This window comes from Pseudomonas abietaniphila (genome assembly GCF_039697315.1).
Lineage (GTDB): Bacteria > Pseudomonadota > Gammaproteobacteria > Pseudomonadales > Pseudomonadaceae > Aquipseudomonas > Aquipseudomonas abietaniphila_B.
On record NZ_CP155619.1, the window covers coordinates 5,148,538 to 5,172,320 of the forward strand.

The following is a 23,783-nucleotide window of genomic DNA, read 5'->3' on the forward strand; positions in this document are numbered from 1 at the left end:
AAACGATTTGCTGTGTCAACGAATATTGCTCGCCGAGGACAACCATGGCTGATGAAAACGAAATGAATTCCACAGACGACCAGGCACTGGCCGACGAGTGGGCGGCTGCCCTGGGTGAAGCGGGAGAGGGTGGTCAGGCTGATATCGACGCACTGCTGGCCGCCGATGCCGGGAATTCCTCCACCAACCGTCTGGCGATGGAAGAGTTCGGCAGCATGCCGAAGAACAATGCCCCGGTGACGCTGGACGGTCCGAACCTGGATGTGATCCTCGACATTCCGGTGTCGATTTCCATGGAAGTGGGCAGCACCGACATCAACATCCGCAACCTGCTGCAACTCAACCAGGGCTCGGTGATCGAGCTGGATCGTCTCGCGGGTGAGCCGCTGGATGTATTGGTCAACGGCACGTTGATCGCCCACGGTGAGGTGGTGGTGGTGAACGAGAAGTTCGGCATTCGCCTGACCGATGTGATCAGCCCGAGCGAACGCATCAAGAAGCTGCGTTAAGTGGGCGGATTTCTTGTGAAGGGGCTCAGGGCGCTGTCAGGCCTGTCGTTGCTGGCGCTGTCATGGGCGGTCATGGCCGCTGATCCTGCGGCCCCCGCGGCGAGTGCGCCTGCTGCAACGGCAGCAGCGTCGGCCGCTGCGCCGGTGGCCGTGCCGCCTGTGTCGAGTGCGTTGAGCAGCGGGGTGGGCGCCCAGTTGCTGCAGCTGGTGCTTGGCCTGTTATTGGTGGTCGGTCTGATTTTCGTCCTGGCCTGGCTGATGCGTCGGGTGCAGCGCGCCGGCCCTGCAGGTAATCAGGTGATTGAGCTGGTGGGATCGCGTGCACTCGGTCCGCGTGATCGGCTGGTGCTGGTTCAGGTCGGCAACGAGCAGGTGTTGCTGGGCGTTTCGCCGGGGAGCATCACCGCGCTGCACGTGATGAATGAGCCGGTCGCAGTGCCCGATACGCAGAACGCTACGCCAGAGTTCGCCCGACGCCTGATGGAAGCATTGGGCAATAAAGGCATCGCCGCGCCGCGCGCCGACAAGACGCGTCCGGGCACAGACGGCTCCGGCAACCCGGGTCAGAAGGATAAGAACTGATGCGCATTGTTTTGACGCTGCTGTTGCTGCTGGCAGCGCCGCTGGCGTTCGCCGCCGACCCGTTGTCGATCCCGGCGATCACGCTGGGCACGGGCGCCAATGGTCAGCAGGAGTATTCGGTCAGCCTGCAGATCCTGCTGATCATGACCGCGCTGAGTTTCATTCCGGCGTTCGTGATGCTGATGACCAGCTTCACACGGATCATCATCGTGTTCTCGATTCTGCGTCAGGCCCTGGGCTTGCAGCAGACGCCGTCGAACCAGATTCTCACCGGTATGGCGCTGTTTCTGACGTTGTTCATCATGGCGCCGGTGTTCGACCGTGTGAACAACGACGCCTTGCAGCCCTACCTGGCTGAAAAGCTCAGCGCGCAGGATGCAGTGGCCAAGGCCGAAGTGCCGATCAAGGACTTCATGCTGGCGCAGACTCGCTCCAGCGACCTGGACCTGTTCATGCGCCTGTCAAAACGCACCGACATCCCGACGCCTGATGCCGCGCCGCTGACGATCATTGTTCCGGCCTTCGTGACCTCGGAATTGAAGACCGCGTTTCAGATCGGTTTCATGATTTTCATCCCGTTTCTGATCATCGACCTGGTGGTCGCCAGCGTGCTGATGGCCATGGGTATGATGATGCTGTCGCCGCTGATCATTTCGCTGCCGTTCAAGATCATGCTGTTCGTGCTGGTGGATGGCTGGGCGCTGATCATCGGTACGCTGGCCGGCAGTTTTGGTGGTGTATGAGCCTGTTTGACGAGGAGTGCGCACTATGACCCCCGAAGTCGCCATCGACCTGTTTCGCGAAGCGTTGTGGTTGACCACCACAATGGTGGCGATCCTTGTGGTGCCGAGCCTGATCGTCGGCCTGATCGTGTCGATGTTTCAGGCGGCCACCCAGATCAACGAACAGACATTGAGCTTTCTGCCGCGTCTGCTGGTCATGCTCGTGACCCTGATCGTCGTGGGTCCATGGCTGGTGCGGACCTTCATGGAGTACATCATTTCGCTGTACACCAGCATTCCTCAAGTCATCGGCTGATTTTCGAATGGAACCTGTGCTGGCGCTGACCGACACGCAGATCAGCACGTGGGTCGCAGCCTTCATGTTGCCGTTGTTTCGCATCGCGGCCGTGCTGATGACCATGCCGATCTTTGGTACGACACTGGTGCCCAATCGGGTGCGTCTTTACCTTTCCCTCGCGATCACGGTGGTGGTCGCGCCCAGCCTGCCGCCAATGCCAGCCGTGCATGCACTGGACCTCAGTGCGCTGCTGCTGATCGCTGAGCAGATCATCATTGGCACTGCGCTGGGGTTGTCGCTGCAAATGTTCTTTCAGGCTTTTGTCATCGCCGGCCAGATCATTGCCGTGCAGATGGGCATGGGCTTTGCGTCCATGGTCGACCCGGTCAACGGCGTCTCGGTGGCGGTGATCGGGCAGTTCTTCACCATGCTGGTGACGCTGTTGTTCCTGTCGATGAATGGCCATTTGGTGGTCTTCGAAGTGCTCATTGAAAGCTTCACCACGCTGCCCGTGGGCGATGGCCTGGTGGTCGCCAATTTCTGGGAACTGGTGCTGCGTCTTGGCTGGGTGCTGGGCGCGGGGCTGATTCTGGTCTTGCCGGCAATCACCGCGTTGCTGGTGGTCAACATCGCCATGGGCGTGATGACCCGCGCCGCCCCGCAATTAAACATCTTCTCCATCGGTTTCCCGCTGACGCTGGTGTTGGGCATGGGGATCCTGTGGATCACCCTTGGCGACATTCTCAACCAATATCAACCGCTGGCGGTCGACGCCTTGCAGTTGCTCAAGGAAATGATCAGGGCGCGCTGACATGGCTGAAAGCGAGAGCGGTCAGGACAAAACAGAAGACCCCACGGACAAACGAAAACGTGAGGCCAGGGAGAAGGGCGAAATCGCCCGCTCCAAAGAACTCAATACGGTCATCATCATGATCGTCGGAGCTGCCGGTTTGCTGGCGTTCGGCGGGTCGATGGCGGAAATGATGATGCAGTTGATGCGCGACAATTTCACCATCACCCGTGAAGCGCTGATGGACGAGCGCAGCATGGGCCTGATGCTCATGACGTCCGGCAAGGCGGCGCTGCTGTCGGTTCAACCGATCCTGGTGGCGTTGACCATCGCCGCGTTGGTCGGTCCTATCTCCCTCGGTGGCTGGCTCTTCGCGGCAGGCTCACTGGCGCCCAAGTTCAGCCGCATGAACCCGGCAGCGGGCCTCAAGCGCATGGTATCGCCCAAGGCATTAATCGAGCTGCTCAAGTCGTTGGCCAAGTTTTTTATCGTGCTCGTTGTGGCGCTGGTGGTGCTGTCCAAGGACAAGGCCGACCTGGTGTCCATCGCCCACGAACCCATGGAAATGGCGATCGTGCACAGCCTGCAATTGGTGGGCTGGAGTACGTTGTGGATGGCGTTGGGGCTTGTGATCATCGCCGCCGTGGACGTGCCGGTACAGTTATGGGAAGCGCACAAAAAGCTGCTGATGACCAAGCAGGAAGTGCGTGACGAGCATAAGGACAGTGAGGGGCGGCCGGAGGTCAAGCAGCGAATTCGTCAGTTGCAGCGCGAGATGTCGCAGCGGCGGATGATGTCGGCGATTCCCGAGGCCGATGTGGTCATCACCAACCCGACCCACTATGCGGTGGCGCTCAAGTACGATCAGGACAAGGGCGGGGCGCCGGTGTTGTTGGCCAAGGGCAGTGATTTCATGGCGCTGAAGATTCGCGAGATCGCGGCGCAGCATCAGATTCTGTTGCTTGAGTCGCCTGCGCTGGCGCGGTCGATCTACTACAGCACCGAGCTTGAGCAGGAGATCCCGGCGGGGTTGTACCTGGCGGTGGCTCAGGTGTTGGCGTATGTGTATCAGATCCGGCAGTTCCGGCAGGGGCGTGGCAAGCGGCCTGATCCTTTGCGGGATGATTTGCCGATTCCGCCGGATTTGAGGCGGGATTCTTAGGTTTGGTTGGGATCAAGATCAAGATCAGGATCAACAGCGATTCGTCCTAACGGCCGAACTGTTTCGCCTTCGGCGAGTTACTTGAAAAGACACCAAGTAACCAAGTGTCCTGGCTCCTGGCTTGGCCCGACTTCGTCGGGTACCCGCACTCCGACGACGCTCCATGGGCCCGCGCCGAACGGACATCCCTGTCCTGACGGCGCTCTCGCGGCATCCATGCCGCTCGGCCTACTGCGCGTCGTCTGCGTTTGGCCTGCACCCAAGTCGCGTTTTGTGTTGTCTGGTCTGTCGCGTACAAGAGCGACGCGGGCTGGAGCTAACGCTCCTCGCTTTCTTGGTTCGTGCGTCCATCTCCCTCGCTCCACTCTCAACTGTAGGAGCGTGGCTTGTCCCGCGATCTACCGCACAGCGGTAGCAAAATCAGGCGACTCGATGAGGCCTGACACCCCGCACGCACAGGTCTTGCTGCCGGTTCCCGGCAGATAGCGGGACAAGCGCGCTCCTACAATTTGGGGTGCGTTCGGACGTTTGATGATCGAATCAAGAAGCGAAGAGCGTTGGCTCCAGACCAGAAACAGAAACGTCAGGTTGACGCAGTCCCTGTAGGAGCGTGGCTTGTGTCTGGGCCGCATCCGGACGATCTACCGCGCAGCGGTAGCAAAATCAGGCGACTCGATTCTGCCTGACACTCCGCATGCACCGGTCTTGCTGCCGGTTCCCGGCAGATCGCGGGACAAGCCACGCTCCTACAGTTGAGAGTGGAGCAAGGGAGATGGATGCAAGGACCAAGAAAGCGAAGGGCGTTAGCTCCAGCCCGCGTCGCTCTTGTACGCGATAGCCCAGACACCGCAAAACGCGACTTGGGTGCAGGCTGAACGCTTCTGCCGTTAGGCAGAATCAGGCAGTCACCCAAATCTGCCAACCACCCCACAAATCCCATACTGGCACCTTGCTATTTTCAACCCGTTCCAAGAGTTGGACAGGTTTTTGCAATACCTGCGTTACAACGCCTCTGGCGTCAAAAGTTTGATTTAACGCGCAGGTACAGAATCGGTGGATCGCTCTCAGTTAATCTCTAACGCTCGCATTGGACTGGTCGGTCTGGGCCGTGGTCAGTTGGGCGTGCCGTTGCTGTTGCTGGTCATGCTGGCAATGATGATGTTGCCGATGCCGCCGTTCCTGCTGGACGTGTTCTTCACGTTCAACATCGCGCTGTCGATCGTCGTACTGCTCGTCTGCGTGTACGCCCTGCGTCCATTGGACTTCTCGGTGTTCCCCACCATCCTGCTGATCGCAACCCTGTTGCGGCTGGCGCTGAACGTCGCGTCCACCCGCGTCGTCATGCTCCACGGTCAGGACGGTCACGCCGCGGCCGGTAAGGTGATTCAGGCCTTCGGTGAAGTGGTGATCGGCGGTAACTACGTCGTCGGTATCGTGGTCTTCGCGATCCTGATGATCATCAACTTCGTCGTGGTGACCAAGGGTGCCGGTCGTATCTCCGAGGTGAGCGCGCGTTTCACCCTCGATGCGATGCCCGGTAAACAAATGGCGATCGACGCTGACCTCAACGCCGGTCTGATCGATCAACCCGAAGCCAAGCGCCGCCGTCTGGAAGTCGCCCAGGAAGCCGAGTTCTACGGCTCCATGGACGGTGCCAGCAAGTTCGTGCGCGGTGACGCCATCGCCGGCCTGCTGATTCTGTTCATCAACCTCATCGGCGGCATGCTGGTGGGCATCCTTCAGCACAACATGACCTTCGCCGACGCGGGCAAGGTGTATGCCTTGCTGACCATTGGTGACGGTTTGGTGGCGCAATTGCCATCGCTGCTGCTCTCCACCGCCGCTGCGATCATGGTGACCCGTGCGTCCGGCTCGGAAGAAATGGGCAAGCTGGTCGGTCGTCAGATGTTCACCTCGCACAAGGCGCTGGCCGTTTCCGCCGGCATCATGATCGTGATGGGCCTGGTACCGGGCATGCCGCACTTTTCGTTCATCAGCCTGGGGCTGGTGGCGGCGGGTGGTGCGTACCTGCTGTGGAAAAAGCAGAACATGGTCAAGCTGGCGGCGATTCAAGAGGTCAAGCGTCAGCAGGAGCTGCTGCCCGCACCGAACCGCGTGCAGGAATCCAAAGAGCTGGGCTGGGATGACGTGACCCCGATCGACATGATCGGCCTGGAAGTGGGTTATCGCCTGATTCCGCTGGTGGACCGTAACCAGGGTGGTCAGTTGCTGGCGCGGATCAAGGGCGTGCGCAAGAAGCTCTCGCAAGAGCTGGGCTTCCTGATGCCGACCGTTCACATTCGCGACAACCTCGATCTGGCGCCAAGTGCCTATCGCCTGACCCTGATGGGCGTGACGCTGGCCGAGGCCGAGATTTATCCGGACCGTGAGCTCGCGATCAACCCCGGCCAGGTGTTTGGCAGCCTTAACGGCATTAATGCCAAAGACCCGGCGTTCGGGCTGGAAGCGGTGTGGATCGAAATCAGCCAGCGCGCTCAGGCGCAGTCGCTGGGCTATACCGTGGTCGATGCCAGCACTGTAGTGGCAACCCACTTGAACCAGATACTCTATAAACACTCTCATGAGTTGATTGGTCATGAAGAAGTCCAGCAACTGATGACGTTGCTGGCCAAGAGCTCGCCAAAACTGGCCGAGGAGCTGGTCCCAGGCGTGCTGTCTTTGTCCGCGCTGCTCAAGGTGTTGCAGGCGCTTTTGGCCGAGCAGGTGCCGGTGCGCGATATTCGCAGTATTGCCGAAGCCATCGCCAACAATGCTGCGCGGAGTCAAGATACCGCCGCATTGGTGGCGGCCGTCCGGGTCGGTTTGTCCCGCGCAATCGTCCAAAGCATTGTCGGCATTGAGCCGGAGCTGCCTGTTATCACCCTTGAGCCAAGGTTGGAACAGATATTGCTCAATAGTCTGCAGAAGGCGGGACAGGGTCAGGAAGAAGGCGTTCTGCTCGAACCGAGCATGGCTGAGAAACTTCAGCGCTCGTTGATCGAAGCGGCGCAGCGTCAGGAGATGCAGGGTCAGCCGGTTATTTTGTTGGTCGCAGGTCCGGTTCGCGCCATGTTGTCCCGCTTTGGACGTCTGGCAGTACCGAATATGCATGTTTTGGCTTACCAGGAAATTCCTGACAATAAGCAAGTCACCATCGTAGCGACTGTCGGGCCGAACGGCTGAGGTAGTGAGTCATGCAAGTTAAGCGTTTTTTCGCCGCCGATATGCGACAAGCCATGAAACTGGTTCGTGATGAGCTGGGCGCTGAAGCCGCCATCATCGGCAACCGGCGCATCGCCGGTGGCGTGGAACTGACAGCCGCGCTGGACTACAAACTGTCCGCGCTGGCGCCGCGTGTGCCGAACATCGAGCTCGAAGACGAACTGCGCAAGACCCAGTCGCGCATCGTCACCGCTCAGGCTGAGCTGACCCATCGCAGCGAGCTGGACACTGTCGCCAACCGTCAGTTGTTCGCCGGTCTTGCGATGGACGACAACAAGCAGATCGAGCCGACGCTGGACGAACCGTTTCGCCCTTCGATCCATGCGGCCATCGCGGCTGATCGTGCCGAACGCGCTGAGCGTCAATCGGCCGCCGACCCTGCTGTGAGCCAGCGTGCGTACGACTCGATGCGTTCCGAATTGAATGGGCTGCGCGAACTGCTGGAAGTGCAGCTGGGTTCGCTGGCCTGGAATCAGTTGCAAGGCAGCCGTCCGCAACAGGCCAATCTCTGGCGTCGTCTGCAGCGCATCGGCCTGTCCGGTCCGCTGTCCCGCGACTTGCTGGCGATGGTGCCGGAAGGCGGCGATCAGGCGCACACCTGGCGCATGTTGCTGGCGCATCTGGCGCGCATGATCTCGACGCCGGACGTCGAGCCGCTGGAAGAGGGCGGTGTGATCGCCATGGTCGGACCTGCCGGTATGGGCAAGACCACCACGCTGGCAAAACTTGCCGCGCGATATGTGTTGAAATACGGCGCGCAAAACATCGCGCTGGTGAGCATGGACAGCTTCAGGATCGGTGCTCAGGAACAACTCAAGACGCTGGGACGTATTCTCAATGTGCCGGTGACTCACGTCGATCCGGGGCAGTCCCTGGCTCAGGCGCTGGAACCGCTGCTGCGCAAGCGCGTGGTGTTGATCGACACCGCCGGTTTGCAAGCGAGCGACCCGGCCCTGCGTCTGCAACTGGAAAGTCTGGCAGGTCGCGGCATCAAGGCGCGCAACTACCTGGTGCTGGCGACGACCAGCCAGAAGCAGGTGCTGACGGCGGCCTATCACAGTTACAAGCGTTGCGGCCTGGCCGGGTGCATCCTGACCAAGCTGGACGAAACCGCAAGCCTCGGCGAAGTGCTGAGCCTGGCGGTGACTCACGAGTTGCCGGTGGCCTACCTCACGGATGGTCCACGGATACCCGATGATCTGCATCTTCCACGCCGGCACCAGCTCGTGAGCAGGGCTGTCAGCGTGCAGATGCAGGAGGAGCCTAGCGAGGAAGCGATGGCGGATATGTTTGCGGATCTTTATCACAGCACCGGCAAGCGCGCGGGCTAGGTAGGGAAAATGACATTGGAAAATACCTGCATCGATGGTCTGCCAGGCATTGTTCACACAGTGAACGTGCAGCCCGAAATGTGGCTTAGGTCTAAGCAAGACAAGGTAAAAAATTAACATGGGCAGCATGCATCCCGTTCAGGTTATCGCGGTGACCGGTGGCAAAGGTGGCGTAGGCAAGACCAACGTGTCAGTGAACCTCTCGCTGGCCCTGGCCGAGCTGGGACGTCGCGTCATGTTGCTGGACGCCGATCTGGGTCTGGCCAATGTCGACGTATTGTTGGGACTGACCCCGAAACGCACCCTTGCCGATGTCATCGAGGGGCGGTGCGAGCTGCGCGATGTCCTGTTGCAGGGCCCCGGCGGCGTGCGCATCGTGCCTGCGGCATCGGGCACCCAGAGCATGGTTCACCTGACGCCTGCGCAACACGCCGGCCTGATTCAGGCGTTCAGCGATATCGGCGACAACCTGGATGTGCTGGTGATCGACACCGCTGCCGGGATCGGCGAATCGGTGGTCAGCTTCGTACGCGCGGCACAGGAAGTGCTGCTGGTGGTCTGCGACGAGCCGACCTCGATCACTGACGCCTACGCCCTGATCAAGCTGCTCAACCGCGACTACGGCATGAACCGCTTCCGCGTGCTGGCCAACATGGCTCAGAGCCCGCAGGAAGGGCGAAACCTGTTCGCCAAGCTGACCAAGGTCACCGACCGCTTCCTCGACGTGGCGCTGCAGTATGTGGGCGCGGTGCCTTACGACGAGTGCGTGCGCAAGGCTGTGCAGAAGCAGCGTGCGGTGTACGAAGCATTTCCACGTTCCAAATGCGCGCTGGCGTTCAAGGCCATCGCGCAGAAGGTCGATACCTGGCCATTGCCGGCGAACCCGCGTGGCCACCTTGAATTTTTCGTTGAACGTCTGGTTCACCAGACCAGCGCAGGGCCAGTGTCATGACACCGAGCGGGTATCGCATGTACAGCAAATCTTCCAAAGATTCCCAGTATGAGCTGATCGAGCGTTATGCCCCTCTGGTCAAGCGCATCGCTTACCACTTGCTGGCGCGTCTGCCAGCCAGTGTGCAGGTCGAAGACCTGATCCAGGCCGGCATGATCGGTCTGCTAGAGGTATCGACCAAGTACGACTCCACCAAGGGTGCGAGCTTCGAGACGTACGCGGGTATTCGAATCCGCGGCGCGATGCTCGACGAAGTGCGCAAGGGCGACTGGGCACCGCGCTCGGTTCACCGCAATACGCGCATGGTCAGCGACGCGATTCGTGCAATTGAAGCAAAAACCGGCCGTGACGCTAAAGATCACGAGGTTGCTGCCGAACTTCAATTGAGTCTCGACGATTACTACGGGATTTTGAACGACACCTTGGGCAGTCGCCTGTTCAGCTTCGACGACCTTTTGCAGGACGGCGAGCATGAAGGGCTGCACGAGGACGGCGCGAGCCAGTCGCTCGAACCGTCGCGCGATCTGGAAGACGAACGTTTCCAGAGCGCCTTGGCGGACGCCATTGCCAACCTGCCCGAGCGTGAACGCCTGGTGCTGGCGCTGTACTACGACGAAGAGCTGAACCTCAAGGAAATCGGTGAGGTCCTGGGTGTCAGCGAGTCGCGCGTCAGTCAGCTGCACAGTCAGTGCGCTGCGCGGTTGCGGGGTCGGTTGGGCGAGTGGCGCGCGCGTTGACTCATCGAACGCGGGCCGTGGTGTCTGCGTGATGCATGTAAGGCCGGCTGTGCAATAACCGTTGTGTGGGTGAGAAGGGAGACAAGGCAGGAGCCGGTCGGATCAGGGCTTTCAGAGTCCGGTTCCGCTGTGCTCGTCCATTGTCGAGTCGTAAACCCCCTTAATTGTTTTCGCAAAACGGGCCATTGGTTTGTGCCGGTATTGATTGAACGCGCGTCCAGGTGCTGGACGCGTTAAAGACTGCTTGGAGGTCGAATTGGACAAGAACATGAAAATCCTCATCGTTGATGACTTCTCAACGATGCGGCGGATCATAAAAAACCTGTTGCGTGACCTTGGGTTCACCAACACGGCCGAAGCAGATGACGGTACCACCGCATTGCCGATGCTGCAGAGCGGGGCCTTTGATTTCCTGGTGACTGACTGGAACATGCCTGGCATGTCCGGCATCGACTTGCTGCGTCAGGTGCGTGCCGATGAACGCCTGCGTCATCTGCCGGTGTTGATGGTGACTGCCGAGGCCAAGCGCGAGCAGATCATCGAGGCCGCTCAGGCCGGCGTGAACGGCTACGTGGTGAAGCCATTCACCGCACAGGTGCTCAAAGAAAAGATCGAGAAGATATTCGAGCGCGTCAATAGCTGATGTCCGCTGCGAGGGCGCTATGGATTCCAAAGATTCGACAATGGGTGACTTCGAGTCGACCCTGAAGAAACACGCACAGGAACTCGTCGCCAGCCTTGAAAAAGGCAAGTTCGGCGACGCCGTGCAACTTATCCATGAGCTTAATCAGACCCGGGATCGCGGCCTGTATCAGGAAGTTGGCAAGCTCACGCGTGAACTCCACAGTGCGATCGTCAATTTCCAGATTGACCCGCATATGCCGCAAGCCGAAGAAGTGTCCCAGATCACCGATGCCACCGAGCGCCTGTCGTATGTGGTCAGGCTCACGGAAGGTGCGGCCAACCGCACCATGGATCTGGTGGAGCAAAGCACGCCTTTGATGAACGGCCTCAGTGCCGACGCCAAGGCGTTGAGTGCCGATTGGGGGCGCTTCATGCGTCGCGAGATCGGCGCCGAAGAGTTTCGTGATCTGGCCCGCCGCGTCGAAGGTTTTCTGACGCGCAGCGAGAAGGAGACCCATGAGGTCGCCAGCCACCTGAACGACATTCTGCTGGCTCAGGATTATCAGGACCTGACCGGTCAGGTGATCAAGCGCGTCACGCAGTTGGTGACGGAAGTGGAGAGCAATCTGCTCAAGCTCGTGCTGATGGCCAGCCAGGTCGATCGCTTTGCCGGGATCGAGCACGATCAGGAAGTGTTCCGTAAGCAAAAAGAAGAAGAAAAACTTCATTCCAAGGGTGAAGGTCCGCAGATTCATGCCGATAAACGTGAAGACGTCGTATCCGGTCAGGATGATGTAGACGATCTGCTATCCAGCCTTGGCTTCTAACTTCTAGATCCCAGGTTCTATGTGAAAGTGGCTGTGGTGCTGCGCGCGAATGCTTCGACGAAGGTAATGCGCGCAGACCCTCGATGCAGCCTCTGGATCGGTTTGACGGTTAATTTTAGGAGCACCCCCAATGAGCTTCGGCGCCGATGAAGAAATCCTTCAGGATTTTCTGGTAGAGGCCGGCGAGATTCTGGAGCAGTTGTCCGAGCAGTTGGTCGAGCTGGAAAGCCGACCTGACGATGCGGACCTGCTCAATGCAATTTTTCGCGGTTTTCACACTGTAAAAGGGGGCGCCGGCTTCCTCCAGCTCAACGAGCTGGTTGAATGCTGTCACATCGCCGAAAACGTGTTCGACATCCTGCGCAAAGGTGAGCGCCGGGTCGACTCGGAGCTCATGGACGTCGTGCTCGAAGCGCTGGACACCGTCAACAGCATGTTCGGTCAGGTCCGCGAACGTTCGGACATCACACCGGCCACACCTGAGTTGCTCGCCGCGCTGTCGCGTCTGGCAGAGCCTGCGTCGGCTGACGAAGCAGCGGCTGCGCCTGCTCCGGTGGTCGAAGCGGTTGCCGAAGCGCCGTCCGAAGACATAACCGACCAGGAATTTGAACAACTCCTGGATTCGCTGAACGCCGTCAAGGCCCAAGCAGCCGGTGCTGCGGTGTCGGTGCCAGCACCTGACGCGCCTGTGTCGACGCCTGCTCCAGCGGCTGATGCGGCCAGCGACGAAATCACCGACGCTGAATTCGAATCGCTGCTCGATCAACTGCACGGCAAAGGCCAGTTTGCGGCCGATGCCGTGGTGCCTGCGGCCGCTGCCGCACCCGCGGCGCAACCTGCCAGCGATGAAATCACCGATGACGAATTCGAAGCGTTGCTGGATCAACTGCACGGCAAAGGTTCGTTTTCGCCCGACGCCAGCGCCGCTCCTGCTGCTCCAGTGGCGCCTGCTGCTGCGACCGACGCCAAGGCCGCTGCATCGGATGAAATCACGGACAACGAATTTGAAGACCTGCTGGATCAACTGCACGGCAAGGGCAAGTTCGAGCCTGCGGTAGCGGCTTCTGCAGCCACGGCCACTGCGCCGGCCAAGAAAGCCGAGCCTGCGAACGTTGAGCCACCGAAAGCCGAACCGGCCAAGCCGGCTGCTGCGTCTGCCGCTGCCGCACCTGCCAAGGCCGCTCCGGCACCTGCTGCTGCCCCCGCGGCGGCACGGGCACCGGCGCCGGTCGCCGAGAAGGCACCGACCGAGGCCGAAACCACCGTGCGCGTCGACACCGCGCGGCTGGACGAAATCATGAACATGGTCGGCGAACTGGTGCTGGTGCGTAACCGGCTGGTGCGCCTGGGCGCCAACAGTTCGGACGAAGCCATGTCCAAGGCCGTGTCCAACCTGGACGTGGTCACCGCTGACCTGCAGACGGCGGTGATGAAAACCCGCATGCAGCCGATCAAGAAAGTGTTCGGTCGCTTCCCGCGACTGGTTCGCGATCTGGCACGTCAGCTGAAGAAAGAAATCAACCTTGAACTGGTGGGTGAAGAAACCGACCTGGACAAGAACCTGGTCGAGGCACTGGCCGATCCGTTGGTGCACTTGGTGCGCAACGCGGTGGACCATGGCATCGAATCGCCGGAAGAGCGCGAAGCTTCGGGCAAGGCCCGGGGCGGTCGCGTGGTGCTCTCGGCGGAACAGGAAGGCGACCACATCCTGCTGTCGATTTCCGATGACGGCAAAGGCATGGACCCGGCGGTACTGCGCGCAATCGCGGTCAAGCGCGGGGTCATGGACAAGGATGCGGCGGACCGTCTGAGCGACACCGACTGCTACAACCTGATCTTCGCGCCGGGCTTCTCGACCAAGACCGAGATTTCGGATGTGTCGGGCCGTGGCGTGGGCATGGACGTGGTGAAAACCAAGATTGCCCAGCTCAACGGCTCGATCAATATCTACTCGACCAAGGGCCAGGGTTCGAAGATCGTCATCAAGGTGCCGTTGACCCTGGCGATCATGCCGACCCTGATGGTGATGCTGGGCAACCAGGCGTTCGCCTTCCCGCTGGTCAACGTCAACGAGATCTTCCACCTCGACCTGTCGACCACCAACGTCGTCGATGGCCAGGAAGTGGTGATCGTGCGCGACAAGGCACTGCCGCTGTTCTACCTCAAGCGCTGGCTGGTCAGCTCGGCCGCGCACGAGGAACAACGCGAAGGCCACGTGGTGATCCTCTCGGTCGGCACTCAGCGCATCGGCTTCGTCGTCGATCAGCTCGTGGGTCAGGAAGAAGTGGTCATCAAACCGCTGGGCAAGATGTTGCAAGGTACGCCAGGCATGTCGGGCGCCACCATTACCGGTGACGGCCGCATCGCCCTGATTCTCGACGTACCGAGCATGCTCAAGCGTTACGCCGCGCGGCGTATTTGATCCGGCAATGCAATGACCTGTGTGGGAGCGAATTCATTCGCGAAAGATGCATCAGGCGACGCTGCGGCGTCGGCTGAACGGGCCCATCGCGAATGAGTTCGCTCCCACAGGTTTTTTATCCACCCTGGTCATTTCGGTGGGGCAGATGTTGACGAAGCGGGCGTTGCAATTGGCCGGTTTTGTCCAATGGAGTGTTTATGGCAGTCAAGGTTCTGGTGGTAGACGACTCCGGCTTTTTTCGCCGGCGCGTCTCGGAAATTCTTTCCTCTGACACAACGATTCAAGTGGTCGGCACCGCCACCAATGGCAAGGAAGCGATCGAGCAGGCCCTGGCCCTCAAGCCCGATGTCATCACCATGGACTACGAAATGCCGATGATGGATGGCATTACTGCCGTTCGCCACATCATGCAGCGCTGTCCTACGCCGGTTCTGATGTTCTCCTCGCTGACGCACGAAGGCGCCCGGGTCACCCTGGATGCACTGGATGCGGGTGCGGTGGATTTCCTGCCGAAGAATTTCGAAGACATTTCGCGTAACCCTGACAAGGTCAAGCAGATGCTGTGCGAGAAAGTGCACAGCATTTCTCGCAGTAACCGCCGCTCCACTGGTTTTGCTGCCGCACCCGTTGTCGCGCCTGCTGCGTCGACCCCTGCGCCAGCCCCGGGTGCGTTGCGCAGCCCGGCCCCGGCGGCAGGGACGGCGCGTCCTGCACCGGCGCGTCCTCTGGCCGGGACGTCCACTCACCCTGCGCCTGCTCATCACGCGTCGGCACCTGCCACGCACAATTCGCCCGCGCCCAAGCGCAAGGCCTACAAGCTGGTCGCCATCGGCACCTCCACGGGTGGTCCGGTTGCGCTGCAGCGCGTGCTGACCCAGCTGCCCGCCAATTTTCCGGCTCCGATCGTGCTGATTCAGCACATGCCGGCGGCGTTCACCAAGGCCTTCGCCGAGCGCCTCGACAAACTGTGCCGCATCAGCGTCAAGGAAGCCGAAGACGGCGACATTCTGCGTCCGGGGCTGGCGCTGCTGGCGCCTGGCGGCAAGCAGATGATGGTCGACGGCCGTGGAGCGGTGAAAATCCTGCCGGGTGACGAGCGCCTCAACTACAAGCCGTGCGTCGACATCACCTTTGGTTCAGCGGCCAAGTCCTACGGCGACAAAGTGCTCGCGGTGGTGCTGACCGGCATGGGCGCGGACGGTCGCGAAGGCGCGCGTCTGCTCAAGCAGGGCGGCAGTCACATCTGGGCGCAGGACGAAGCCAGCTGCGTGATCTACGGCATGCCGATGGCCATCGTCAAAGCCGATCTGGCGGACGCCGTTTACAGCCTGGACGATATCGGGCGTCACTTGGTCGAGGCGTGTCTGTAATGGATGTTTTGACACTTATCGGGATCATTCTGGCGTTCGTCGCCATCATCGGCGGTAACTTTCTGGAAGGTGGCCACCTGGGCGCCTTGCTCAACGGGCCCGCTGCGCTGATCGTGCTGGGCGGCACCCTCGCGGCCTGCCTGTTGCAGACGCCGATGAGCGCCTTCAAACGCGCGATTCAGATCTTCGTCTGGATTCTGTTTCCGCCGCGCATCGACCTGGCCGGCGGCATCGACCGTGTGGTGTCGTGGAGCCTGACCGCGCGCAAGGAAGGCCTGCTGGGCCTTGAATCCGTGGCCGATGGCGAGCCCGATGCGTACTCGCGCAAAGGCCTGCAATTGCTGGTCGACGGTGCCGAGCCGGAAGCCATTCGCAGCATCCTGGAAGTGGACTTCATGACCCAGGAAAGCCGTGACATTCAGGCGGCCAAAGTCTTTGAAAGCATGGGCGGCTGCGCGCCGACCGTGGGCATCATCGGTGCGGTCATGGGCCTGATCCACGTGATGGGCAACCTTGCTGACCCGAACCAGTTGGGCAGTGGCATTGCAGTCGCGTTCGTGGCAACCATCTATGGCGTGGCTTCGGCCAACCTGATCCTGCTGCCGGTGGCCAACAAGCTCAAAGCCGTTGCCATTCGTCAGTCGCGTTACCGTGAAATGCTTCTCGAAGGCCTGCTGTCCATTGCCGAAGGCGAGAACCCGCGTTCGATCGAATTGAAGCTGCAAGGCTTCATGGAGTGATGGACTGATGGCCCGTCGACGTCGCCACGAAGAGCACGAAAATCACGAGCGCTGGCTGGTGTCCTACGCCGACTTCATCACGCTGCTGTTCGCGTTTTTTGTGGTCATGTACTCCATCTCGTCGCTCAACGAAGGCAAGTACAAGGTGCTGTCCGAAGCGCTGGTCGGCGTGTTCAACGAAGCCGAGCGCAGCGTGAAGCCAATCCCGATCGGTGAGCAGAAGCCGCAGACCGTTCGGCCAGCCGATCCTCTGGTTCAAGACAGCGAGCAGACCGATGCCGCCCTGGGGCAGGGCGCACAGGACCCGCTGAAATCCATCGCCGATGACGTGAATGCCGCGTTCGGCGACTTGATCGCCTCAAAACAGATGACCGTGCGCGGCAACGAGCTGTGGATCGAGATCGAGCTCAACTCCAGCCTGCTCTTCGGCAGCGGCGATGCCATGCCCAGCAACCAGGCGTTCGATTTGATCGACAAAGTGGCGAAAATCATCAAGCCGTTCGACAACCCGATTCACGTCGAAGGTTTCACCGATGACCAGCCGATCAATACGGGGCAGTTCCCGAGCAACTGGGAGCTGTCGTCGGCGCGTTCTTCGAGCATCGTGCGCATGCTGGCCATGGACGGGATCAATCCGGCGCGTCTGGCGTCGGTCGGCTACGGCGAGTTCCAGCCGCTGACGTCCAACGCCACCGCCGATGGCCGTGCGCGCAACCGTCGTGTGGTGCTGGTGATTTCCCGCAACCTGGACGTGCGCCGCAGCCTGACGGGTTCCGGCACTACGGCCAATGCGAAACCGGATGCTGCACTGCGTCGTGCTGGCACGCAAACTGCACCTGTCCCAGCCAAGCCGTCGCAAGGCGTCAAATCTTCGTCATCTGCCCCTTAATTCTCGGTCACCGTTTGGGTCCGGGGGGAAAACGAACACATGAGAGTCTGGGCAGTAGCCAATCAGAAAGGCGGGGTCGGCAAGACCACCACCTCAATCGCTTTAGCCGGGTTGCTGGCCGAGGCGGGCAAGCGCGTGGTCGTGGTCGACCTGGACCCTCACGGCTCGATGACCAGTTATTTCGGCCACAACCCCGATGCGCTGGAACACAGTTGTTTCGACCTGTTCCTGAATAAAGGCGCCGTGCCGGATGGGTTGCCCGGCCAGTTGTTGTTGCCCACCAGTGACAAACGTATTTCCCTGCTGCCTTCCAGCACCGCGCTCGCCACCCTTGAGCGCCAGTCGCCGGGCCAGAGCGGGCTGGGCCTGGTGATTGCCAAGAGCCTTGCGCAGCTGTGGCAGGATTTCGATTACGCGATCATCGACAGCCCGCCGTTGCTGGGCGTGTTGATGGTCAACGCGCTGGCGGCCAGTCAGCAACTGGCGATTCCGGTGCAGACCGAGTTTCTGGCGGTCAAGGGCCTGGAGCGCATGGTCAACACGCTGGCGATGATCAACCGTTCGCGCAAGGTTCCGCTGCCGTACACCATCGTGCCGACGCTGTTCGACCGCCGCACGCAGGCGTCGATGGGCACCTTGAAGTTGTTGCGCGACAGTTTTCCTGAACACGTGTGGAACGCCTTTATTCCGGTGGACACGCGCTTGCGTGATGCCAGCCGTGCGGGCGTCACGCCGTCGCAGTTCGACAACAAGAGCCGGGGAGTGTTGGCGTATCGTGCGTTGCTCAAGCACATGCTCACCGAACAGCTTGTGGGACAGGTGGCCTGACATGTCCGCTGATCGTTTAATCCCGGTCAATGCGCCTGCGCGCTCAAGTCGGCCAGCTGTTCAGCCGATATCGGGTATAGGCGGTAATCGCATCACTAATTTTCGGGCTCCCGTATGAACCGCCCTCTGGACATCGCATCACGACCGCAACTGGCGCTGCAGAACTACCTCGACGCGTTGCTTCAAGACGCCACCGAAGAACTGGAAGCCGTCGAAAGCATCGATGAGTTTCAAGCGGCCGTGCTCGAAGAGCAGGCTCACGATGCACGCATGCGTTCGGCCGTTGCCGAAGCCGTAGCGGCGGCCGTCCCGGTCAGCCGACCTGCGCCGGTGTCGCTGGCGTTCACGCCTGAGCCTGTCGCACGACTGGCGACCGTTCGCGAGACAGCACCGCTGGCCAGACCGCTTGCTGACCCCGTGACGACCCAATTCCTTGAAACGCCGGTTATTCTGCCGCCGGTGATCGCACCTCCCTTGATCGCTCCCGCCGTCGTCGAACCGGTCACTGCGGAACCGACGGTGGGACTGGTCGAGCCCGTGGCCGACGTGCACTTGCCGGCGCAACGCACGCCAACTCCGCCGCCTACGTCCGATGAGCGTCCGGCCTGGGCAGACGAGCCGTTCGAATGCCTGCTGTTCGATGTCGCCGGGCTGACCCTGGCGGTGCCACTGGTGTGTCTGGGTTCGATCTATCCATTGGCCGGGCATGACCTGACGCCGTTGTTCGGGCAACCGGACTGGTTCCTCGGGATTCTGCCCAGTCAGGCCGGCAACCTGAAAGTGCTGGATACCGCCCGCTGGATCATGCCGGACCGCTACCGCGACGATTTTCGTCAGGGCTTGCAGTACGTCATCTCGGTTCAGGGCTACGAGTGGGGATTGGCGGTGCATCAGGTCAGCCGCTCGCTGCGCCTGGACCCGAAAGAAATCAAATGGCGCACCCATCGCGGTCAACGTCCGTGGCTTGCCGGGACGGTGATCGAACACATGTGTGCGTTGCTGGACGTGTCCGAACTGGCCGAGCTGATCGCCAGCGGTGCGGTCAAGCAGATGCAGGCTCGTAAATAAACACCATTAGATAAACACAGGCCGGTGCTGAAAGCGTCGGCCGCACAGCACAACACGCAAGGGGTTAGGGGTATGAAGAAGTCGTCAGCACAGGGTTCCGAAGATCCGATTCTGCAGTGGGTCACCTTCCGCCTGGACAACGAAACATATGGCATCAACGTGATGCAGGTTCAGGAAGTGCTGCGCTACACCGAGATCGCGCCAGTGCCGGGTGCGCCGAGCTACGTGCTGGGCATCATCAACCTGCGTGGCAATGTGGTCACCGTGATCGACACCCGCCAGCGCTTTGGTCTGCCGCCGGTTGAAGTCAGCGACAACACGCGTATCGTGATCATCGAGGCCGATAAGCAAGTGGTCGGGATCCTGGTCGACAGCGTCGCTGAAGTGGTTTACCTGCGTCAGTCGGAAGTCGAAACCGCGCCGAACGTGGGCAACGACGAATCCGCGAAATTCATCCAGGGCGTCTGCAACAAGAACGGCGAGCTGCTGATCCTCGTGGAGCTGGACAAGATGATGTCCGAGGAAGAGTGGTCCGAGCTGGAGAACATCTGATTGATTCTTGAGGTTGCGGTCATTTTTCTGGCGGTGTTGTGGGTCGCGACGGTTGCGATGTTCATGGCCCACACCAAACGCCTACGTACACTGGCCACGCAGCAGGTCGAAGCCGACTCGCTGCGTGATCAGCGCATCCGTGAGCTGGCTCGGCGCCTGGAGAACTACCAGGGCGGTACGGTGAAGATGGGCGAAGATCTGCACGAACTGCGCTCCATCGTCGCGCCGCTGCCGGACAAGATCACCGCGCTCGAACAGCGCGACCCCTCCACACTGTCCTTCGCCCAGGCCGCACGCCTGGTCAGCATGGGCGCCAGCGTCGACGAACTCACTCAGTCCTGCGGCCTGACGCAGGCCGAGGCGCAGTTGATGAGCAAGTTGCACGGGAATAATGGATAGCAGGATTTTTGGTTCTGCCGTTGTTGGATACGGTGTGTATATCCGTTCCTTGGTAACGGCTGCCACTGCGCATCGCCTGCGTTCGGCCTGTACACACGTCACGTTCTGCGGCGCCTGACATTGCTCGCAACAAGATCAAAAGCGAACGCCTGTCCAGGCTTCGCTCCGATCTCTTGTAGGAGCAGTCGGAGATTACGACGGCGGCGAAAGTGGTGGATCAGATACACCGCCTTCGTATAGGGATAGCACCTGTCAGCGCGGCGTAATATCCCGCTCAACCGGCTCCGGATCCGGGTCGAACCCCACCGGAAACTTGCCTTTGAGGTGCCAGGCGAAGGCGATGATTTCGGCGATGGTCAGGTACAGCTCCTTCGGGATGCTGTCGCCCAGTTCCAGGCGCGCAAGCATTTTCACCAGTTCGGCGTTTTCGTAGATCGGGACCTTGTACTCGCGGGCGATGGCCAGGATCGCTTCGGCCAAGGCGTCGTCGCCCTTGGCCGTGAGGGTCGGGGCTTGCTGGCCGTCGTAGCTCAGGGCAATCGCCTGACGCGGATTCTGTTCGGTGTTCATCAGGCGTTCTCGTCGATCCAGCGTTGTTCCAGCACCGTGCGTGGCCCGTGGGTCGGTGTGCCACGGTTGCACTCCAGTTCCTTGACGTTCAGGCCGACCGCCACCAGACGTGCGCGCAGGTTGTCCAGCTCACTGGAAATCAACTCCGCGCTGCCCTCGCGTTCCGCCCACAGCTGGCTGGACAGATTGCCTGCGACGAGTTGTGCCTGCACCTGCAACGGGCCCAGCGGCTCCAGATCGAAGGCCAGTTCGACGCGCCAGAGTTTTTCCTTTTCCTTGAGGTCCTGTGCCGCCGTCTCGGCGGCGTCCTCGCGCTCCGGAGTGTCTTCGCGCTGAACCCTGACCTGCAACGGCACGATGTCGTGGGCATTGCGCATGGGGATTTCCAGCTGCCAGGTCGTGACCTGAGTGCCGTCGGCGTTGGTGCGGGTCTGTTCCAGTCCGCCCAACTGGTGGCTTTGCAGGCGCGAAATAGCCCCTGCAGCCAGTTTGAGCAGGGTTTCCAGATCATCCTTGCTGTCCGGGCTGCCGAGGGTCCGGGCCGGTAATGGGAAGTTGATCGGCACGTTCGGCGCAGCGACCAGTCCCAGCGTTCCCAAGGCGTTGCGAATCACACTGGGCATCGCGCGGGCGAGGGTGTTGGCGGCTGCGGCCGCGTCGTAACTGACGTTGCCCGGCAAACCCGGAAGTATCTGGGCGATCACGCGCAGCAGGTTCGCTTTCAAGTCCGGCACCAGTGTCGGGTTTTCTCCGGCCAACAAGCGCGACTCCATGAACAGGCCACTGGCATTCAGCGCCTGCGCCACACCTTTGGCGGTGGTCAGTTGTTGCACATCCGGCAGGTCCGCCAGCAACTGATCGATGCTGGCGCGTAAAGAGGGTGGCAGGTTGTCCGGGCTGTTCGTTGCGCGAGACGGCAGGTTCTGCAGCGCGGTCAGCAAGCTCTGCAGTGAGCCTTGGCGGCTTTGTTGGGTCGACAGTTGCTGGGCCAGCGCCAGTTCGTCCAGTCGATTGGGCATGGCGATGAAGTTCAGCGCCTGACTGTTCTGCACCTGGGCACTGAGCAAACTGCCCACCCGCAAAGGCTGCGGGCTATCGATGGTGAGGCTGCTGCCCGCCAGCGCAGTATTGAGCAGCATGACGATGGAACGGTAGTTCGCGGTCGGTGTGGCCATGCTGCCTGTGGGTTGCCCCGCCAGTTGCGCGACGTTCTGGGCCATGACCTGCGTCGTCAGTACCTTGCCTTGCAGCAGCGTGCCCGCAGGCAGTTGGCGGGTGTCGATGCTGGTCAGGCTGTTGGCGATCGCTTTCTGAAGTTCCTGCACGCTGATCGTCAGGGTATCGGCCGACCCCTGGGCAACGTTGACGTTAGTGCCGGGCGTCAGTGGCAGGGAGCTGCTGACGGGCAGGGTGGTCTGCTGGCCGTTGTTCATGGTCAGCCTGAGCAGCAGCTGGAAATCCTGGCCAAGCTGCTTGAGGCTGACCACTTCAGCGTTGGCGACCTGACCCAAATTCAAAAGGCCCGCGCGCGGCTCCATGAGCTTGAGCACTTCGCCCGGCGGAACGCCTGCCCGTAACAAGGCCGTGGCCGCCGCGACTGGAGAAAGATTGGGTATATCGCCTGTCATCAGATCCCGACTCGGTAAAGGTGCGCTCTGGGTCGCCTGTTCTGGACACTATCCCCATATCAGCCTGCGCACGGCAACAGCGCCTATCTATGTATAATCCTGCGCCGACGTCATCGGCGGGCTACCGTTAAGCTGCATCAGTATAACGGCCGTCATAACGCTGACTTGAACCGCCGTGCACACCTGCTATCCGAAAAGAAGGTCCCCATGTCGATCCCTGTTCTTGAAGCCGTGTCGCTGGCCTGCGAGCGTGACTGGCGCCTGCTGTTCGAGAAGCTCGACCTGCGGCTGGCAGCGGGCGATATGGTGCAGATCAGCGGCCCGAACGGCAGTGGCAAGACCACTTTGCTGCGTCTGTTGAGCGGCTTGATGCAGCCCACGGCAGGCGATGTATTGCTCGACGGTAAACCTCTGTCGCAACAGCGCAGCGAACTTGCCCGCAACCTGCTGTGGATCGGCCATGCCGCCGGGATCAAAGAGTTGTTGACCCCGGTTGAAAACCTCACCTGGCTCTGCGCCTTGCACCACAGCGTCGAATCCGATGCCATTTGGCAAGCCCTCGATTCGGTTGGACTGCGCGGTTTCGAAGATGTGCCGTGTCATACCTTGTCGGCCGGGCAGAAACGCCGGGTCGCGCTGGCCCGTCTGTATTTGCCGGGCCCGGCGCTGTGGATGCTCGATGAGCCGTTCACCGCGCTGGACAAACAAGGCGTGGCGCAACTCGAGTCGCATCTGGCCGATCACTGCGAAGACGGCGGCACCGTGGTGCTGACCACTCACCATACGCTGAGCCGCACACCGGCCGGTTACCGCGATCTGGACCTGGGGCAGTGGGCCGTATGAGTCATGTGTTCACCCTGTTGATCGCCCGCGAAGCCCGTCTGCTGTTTCGCCGTCCTGCCGAACTGCTCAACCCGTTGGTGTTCTTCGCAATCGTCATCGCACTGTTTCCCCTGGCCGTAGGGCCTGAAGCGCAATTGTTGCAGACTTTGTCACCGGGGTTGGTCTGGGTGGCCGCCTTGTTGTCGGTGCTGTTATCCCTGGACGGCCTGTTCCGAAGTGACTTTGAAGATGGTTCACTTGAACAGTGGGTGCTTTCGTCGCACCCTCTGTCTTTGTTGGTGCTGGCCAAGGTCCTGGCGCACTGGATGTTCTCCGGTCTGGCGCTGGTGCTGCTGGCACCGTTGCTGGCACTGATGCTGGGACTGCCGACCGCGTGCCTGCCTGTGTTGCTCTTATCGCTGTTGCTGGGCACGCCGGTTCTGAGCCTGTTGGGTGCGGTGGGTGCCGCGTTGACGGTCGGGCTCAAGCGCGGTGGTTTGCTGCTGGCGTTGTTGATTCTCCCGTTGTACATCCCGGTGCTGATTCTGGGCAGCGGGGCGTTGCAGGCTGCACTTCAGGGTATGCCTGCGACCGGCTATCTGCTTTGGCTTGGCAGCCTGACCGCACTGGCGATAACCCTGACACCTTTTGCAATTGCTGCTGGCTTGAAAATCAGCGTTGGCGAATAATCGGTTTCTGACCGAGCGGACAATTTTTTATCTTCAGAACCAGGACGCTT

Annotated in this window: 24 protein-coding genes; 22 read left to right on the top strand and 2 right to left on the bottom strand. The window is 60.8% G+C overall.

Annotation, left to right across the window (positions count from 1 at the left end; genetic code table 11):
• Positions 1-44: 44 nt before the first annotated feature.
• The 20 genes from fliN to ABDX87_RS22770 all read left to right on the top strand — a co-directional run bounded on the left by fliN (position 45) and on the right by ABDX87_RS22770 (position 20,024).
• Positions 45-509 (top strand): flagellar motor switch protein FliN, encoded by a 465-nt coding sequence (gene fliN, locus ABDX87_RS22675; protein ID WP_346829878.1) that lies wholly within the window; start codon positions 45-47, stop codon positions 507-509.
• A gap of 72 nt (positions 510-581) precedes the next feature.
• Complete coding sequence (gene fliO, locus ABDX87_RS22680) at positions 582-1,091, top strand: flagellar biosynthetic protein FliO (protein WP_346833596.1); 510 nt, start codon at positions 582-584, stop codon at positions 1,089-1,091.
• The gene (fliP, locus tag ABDX87_RS22685; RefSeq protein WP_346829879.1) at positions 1,091-1,834 is read left to right on the top strand and encodes a flagellar type III secretion system pore protein FliP; all 744 of its coding nucleotides are present in this window, start codon (positions 1,091-1,093) and stop codon (positions 1,832-1,834) included. Before fliO ends, fliP begins: the two co-directional genes overlap by 1 nt.
• A 25-nt stretch (positions 1,835-1,859) precedes the next feature.
• Positions 1,860-2,129, top strand: a complete 270-nt coding sequence (gene fliQ, locus ABDX87_RS22690) for a flagellar biosynthesis protein FliQ (RefSeq protein WP_346829880.1) — start codon at positions 1,860-1,862, stop codon at positions 2,127-2,129.
• A gap of 7 nt (positions 2,130-2,136) precedes the next feature.
• On the top strand, positions 2,137-2,922 hold the full coding sequence (gene fliR / locus ABDX87_RS22695; RefSeq protein WP_346829881.1) for a flagellar biosynthetic protein FliR: 786 nt from the start codon (positions 2,137-2,139) through the stop codon (positions 2,920-2,922).
• Between the two features lies 1 nt (position 2,923).
• On the top strand, positions 2,924-4,063 hold the full coding sequence (gene flhB / locus ABDX87_RS22700) for a flagellar biosynthesis protein FlhB (protein WP_346829882.1): 1,140 nt from the start codon (positions 2,924-2,926) through the stop codon (positions 4,061-4,063).
• Positions 4,064-5,116: 1,053 nt separating this feature from the next.
• Positions 5,117-7,246, top strand: coding sequence for a flagellar biosynthesis protein FlhA (flhA, locus tag ABDX87_RS22705; RefSeq protein WP_346829883.1), 2,130 nt, complete (start codon positions 5,117-5,119; stop codon positions 7,244-7,246).
• Positions 7,247-7,257: 11 nt separating this feature from the next.
• Positions 7,258-8,616 (top strand): flagellar biosynthesis protein FlhF, encoded by a 1,359-nt coding sequence (gene flhF / locus ABDX87_RS22710; protein WP_346829884.1) that lies wholly within the window; start codon positions 7,258-7,260, stop codon positions 8,614-8,616.
• 118 nt (positions 8,617-8,734) lie between these two features.
• The gene (gene fleN / locus ABDX87_RS22715; protein WP_062385964.1) at positions 8,735-9,568 is read left to right on the top strand and encodes a flagellar synthesis regulator FleN; all 834 of its coding nucleotides are present in this window, start codon (positions 8,735-8,737) and stop codon (positions 9,566-9,568) included.
• Complete coding sequence (gene fliA / locus ABDX87_RS22720) at positions 9,565-10,305, top strand: RNA polymerase sigma factor FliA (protein ID WP_074759340.1); 741 nt, start codon at positions 9,565-9,567, stop codon at positions 10,303-10,305. The genes fleN and fliA overlap by 4 nt, the downstream gene beginning before the upstream one ends.
• A 268-nt stretch (positions 10,306-10,573) precedes the next feature.
• Positions 10,574-10,948, top strand: coding sequence for a chemotaxis response regulator CheY (locus tag ABDX87_RS22725; protein ID WP_175500148.1), 375 nt, complete (start codon positions 10,574-10,576; stop codon positions 10,946-10,948).
• Between the two features lie 19 nt (positions 10,949-10,967).
• Positions 10,968-11,756 carry a protein phosphatase CheZ gene (locus tag ABDX87_RS22730; protein ID WP_346829885.1) on the top strand — a complete coding sequence of 263 codons (789 nt, stop codon included), beginning with the start codon at positions 10,968-10,970 and terminating at the stop codon, positions 11,754-11,756.
• 130 nt (positions 11,757-11,886) lie between these two features.
• Positions 11,887-14,178 (top strand): chemotaxis protein CheA, encoded by a 2,292-nt coding sequence (locus tag ABDX87_RS22735; protein WP_346829886.1) that lies wholly within the window; start codon positions 11,887-11,889, stop codon positions 14,176-14,178.
• A gap of 197 nt (positions 14,179-14,375) precedes the next feature.
• Positions 14,376-15,548 (top strand): protein-glutamate methylesterase/protein-glutamine glutaminase, encoded by a 1,173-nt coding sequence (locus ABDX87_RS22740; protein WP_346829887.1) that lies wholly within the window; start codon positions 14,376-14,378, stop codon positions 15,546-15,548.
• Complete coding sequence (locus ABDX87_RS22745; protein WP_346829888.1) at positions 15,548-16,288, top strand: flagellar motor protein; 741 nt, start codon at positions 15,548-15,550, stop codon at positions 16,286-16,288. Before ABDX87_RS22740 ends, ABDX87_RS22745 begins: the two co-directional genes overlap by 1 nt.
• A 7-nt stretch (positions 16,289-16,295) precedes the next feature.
• Complete coding sequence (gene motD / locus ABDX87_RS22750; protein WP_346829889.1) at positions 16,296-17,177, top strand: flagellar motor protein MotD; 882 nt, start codon at positions 16,296-16,298, stop codon at positions 17,175-17,177.
• A gap of 39 nt (positions 17,178-17,216) precedes the next feature.
• Positions 17,217-18,005, top strand: coding sequence for a ParA family protein (locus ABDX87_RS22755; protein ID WP_346829890.1), 789 nt, complete (start codon positions 17,217-17,219; stop codon positions 18,003-18,005).
• Positions 18,006-18,119: 114 nt separating this feature from the next.
• Positions 18,120-19,073 carry a CheW domain-containing protein gene (locus ABDX87_RS22760; RefSeq protein WP_346829891.1) on the top strand — a complete coding sequence of 318 codons (954 nt, stop codon included), beginning with the start codon at positions 18,120-18,122 and terminating at the stop codon, positions 19,071-19,073.
• A 72-nt stretch (positions 19,074-19,145) separates the two neighbouring features.
• Positions 19,146-19,625: a chemotaxis protein CheW gene (locus ABDX87_RS22765; protein WP_062385949.1), complete on the top strand. Its 480-nt coding sequence runs from the start codon at positions 19,146-19,148 to the stop codon at positions 19,623-19,625.
• A complete protein-coding gene (locus tag ABDX87_RS22770) occupies positions 19,626-20,024 on the top strand; it encodes a DUF2802 domain-containing protein (RefSeq protein ID WP_346829892.1) in 399 nt (132 codons plus the stop codon).
• A gap of 252 nt (positions 20,025-20,276) precedes the next feature.
• Here the strand turns inward: ABDX87_RS22770 and ABDX87_RS22775 are convergent, their stop codons facing one another.
• Together ABDX87_RS22775 and ABDX87_RS22780 are read right to left on the bottom strand one after the other, a co-directional pair.
• The gene (locus tag ABDX87_RS22775) at positions 20,277-20,594 is read right to left on the bottom strand and encodes an EscU/YscU/HrcU family type III secretion system export apparatus switch protein (protein WP_062385946.1); all 318 of its coding nucleotides are present in this window, start codon (positions 20,592-20,594) and stop codon (positions 20,277-20,279) included.
• Positions 20,594-22,222: a flagellar hook-length control protein FliK gene (locus ABDX87_RS22780; RefSeq protein ID WP_346829893.1), complete on the bottom strand. Its 1,629-nt coding sequence runs from the start codon at positions 22,220-22,222 to the stop codon at positions 20,594-20,596. The genes ABDX87_RS22775 and ABDX87_RS22780 overlap by 1 nt, the downstream gene beginning before the upstream one ends.
• Positions 22,223-22,429: 207 nt before the next feature.
• Here ABDX87_RS22780 and ccmA point away from each other — a divergent pair, with 207 nt between their 5' ends.
• Both ccmA and ccmB read left to right on the top strand, forming a co-directional pair.
• Positions 22,430-23,065 (top strand): cytochrome c biogenesis heme-transporting ATPase CcmA, encoded by a 636-nt coding sequence (gene ccmA / locus ABDX87_RS22785; protein WP_346829894.1) that lies wholly within the window; start codon positions 22,430-22,432, stop codon positions 23,063-23,065.
• Positions 23,062-23,733: a heme exporter protein CcmB gene (gene ccmB / locus ABDX87_RS22790; RefSeq protein ID WP_346829895.1), complete on the top strand. Its 672-nt coding sequence runs from the start codon at positions 23,062-23,064 to the stop codon at positions 23,731-23,733. Before ccmA ends, ccmB begins: the two co-directional genes overlap by 4 nt.
• Positions 23,734-23,783: the final 50 nt, after the last annotated feature.

Coding starts and splice junctions, on each gene's coding strand:
- fliO (WP_346833596.1), top strand. CDS start 582: ATGGCCGCTGATCCTGCGGCCCCCGCGGCGAGTGCGCCTGCTGCAACG.
- flhF (WP_346829884.1), top strand. CDS start 7,258: ATGCAAGTTAAGCGTTTTTTCGCCGCCGATATGCGACAAGCCATGAAA.
- ABDX87_RS22725 (WP_175500148.1), top strand. CDS start 10,574: ATGAAAATCCTCATCGTTGATGACTTCTCAACGATGCGGCGGATCATA.
- fliA (WP_074759340.1), top strand. CDS start 9,565: ATGACACCGAGCGGGTATCGCATGTACAGCAAATCTTCCAAAGATTCC.
- flhB (WP_346829882.1), top strand. CDS start 2,924: ATGGCTGAAAGCGAGAGCGGTCAGGACAAAACAGAAGACCCCACGGAC.
- ABDX87_RS22755 (WP_346829890.1), top strand. CDS start 17,217: ATGAGAGTCTGGGCAGTAGCCAATCAGAAAGGCGGGGTCGGCAAGACC.
- ABDX87_RS22730 (WP_346829885.1), top strand. CDS start 10,968: ATGGATTCCAAAGATTCGACAATGGGTGACTTCGAGTCGACCCTGAAG.
- fliP (WP_346829879.1), top strand. CDS start 1,091: ATGCGCATTGTTTTGACGCTGCTGTTGCTGCTGGCAGCGCCGCTGGCG.
- ccmA (WP_346829894.1), top strand. CDS start 22,430: ATGTCGATCCCTGTTCTTGAAGCCGTGTCGCTGGCCTGCGAGCGTGAC.
- fliN (WP_346829878.1), top strand. CDS start 45: ATGGCTGATGAAAACGAAATGAATTCCACAGACGACCAGGCACTGGCC.
- ABDX87_RS22775 (WP_062385946.1), bottom strand. CDS start 20,594: ATGAACACCGAACAGAATCCGCGTCAGGCGATTGCCCTGAGCTACGAC.
- ccmB (WP_346829895.1), top strand. CDS start 23,062: ATGAGTCATGTGTTCACCCTGTTGATCGCCCGCGAAGCCCGTCTGCTG.
- motD (WP_346829889.1), top strand. CDS start 16,296: ATGGCCCGTCGACGTCGCCACGAAGAGCACGAAAATCACGAGCGCTGG.
- ABDX87_RS22765 (WP_062385949.1), top strand. CDS start 19,146: ATGAAGAAGTCGTCAGCACAGGGTTCCGAAGATCCGATTCTGCAGTGG.
- ABDX87_RS22780 (WP_346829893.1), bottom strand. CDS start 22,222: ATGACAGGCGATATACCCAATCTTTCTCCAGTCGCGGCGGCCACGGCC.
- ABDX87_RS22740 (WP_346829887.1), top strand. CDS start 14,376: ATGGCAGTCAAGGTTCTGGTGGTAGACGACTCCGGCTTTTTTCGCCGG.
- ABDX87_RS22760 (WP_346829891.1), top strand. CDS start 18,120: ATGAACCGCCCTCTGGACATCGCATCACGACCGCAACTGGCGCTGCAG.
- ABDX87_RS22745 (WP_346829888.1), top strand. CDS start 15,548: ATGGATGTTTTGACACTTATCGGGATCATTCTGGCGTTCGTCGCCATC.
- fleN (WP_062385964.1), top strand. CDS start 8,735: ATGGGCAGCATGCATCCCGTTCAGGTTATCGCGGTGACCGGTGGCAAA.
- ABDX87_RS22735 (WP_346829886.1), top strand. CDS start 11,887: ATGAGCTTCGGCGCCGATGAAGAAATCCTTCAGGATTTTCTGGTAGAG.
- fliQ (WP_346829880.1), top strand. CDS start 1,860: ATGACCCCCGAAGTCGCCATCGACCTGTTTCGCGAAGCGTTGTGGTTG.
- fliR (WP_346829881.1), top strand. CDS start 2,137: ATGGAACCTGTGCTGGCGCTGACCGACACGCAGATCAGCACGTGGGTC.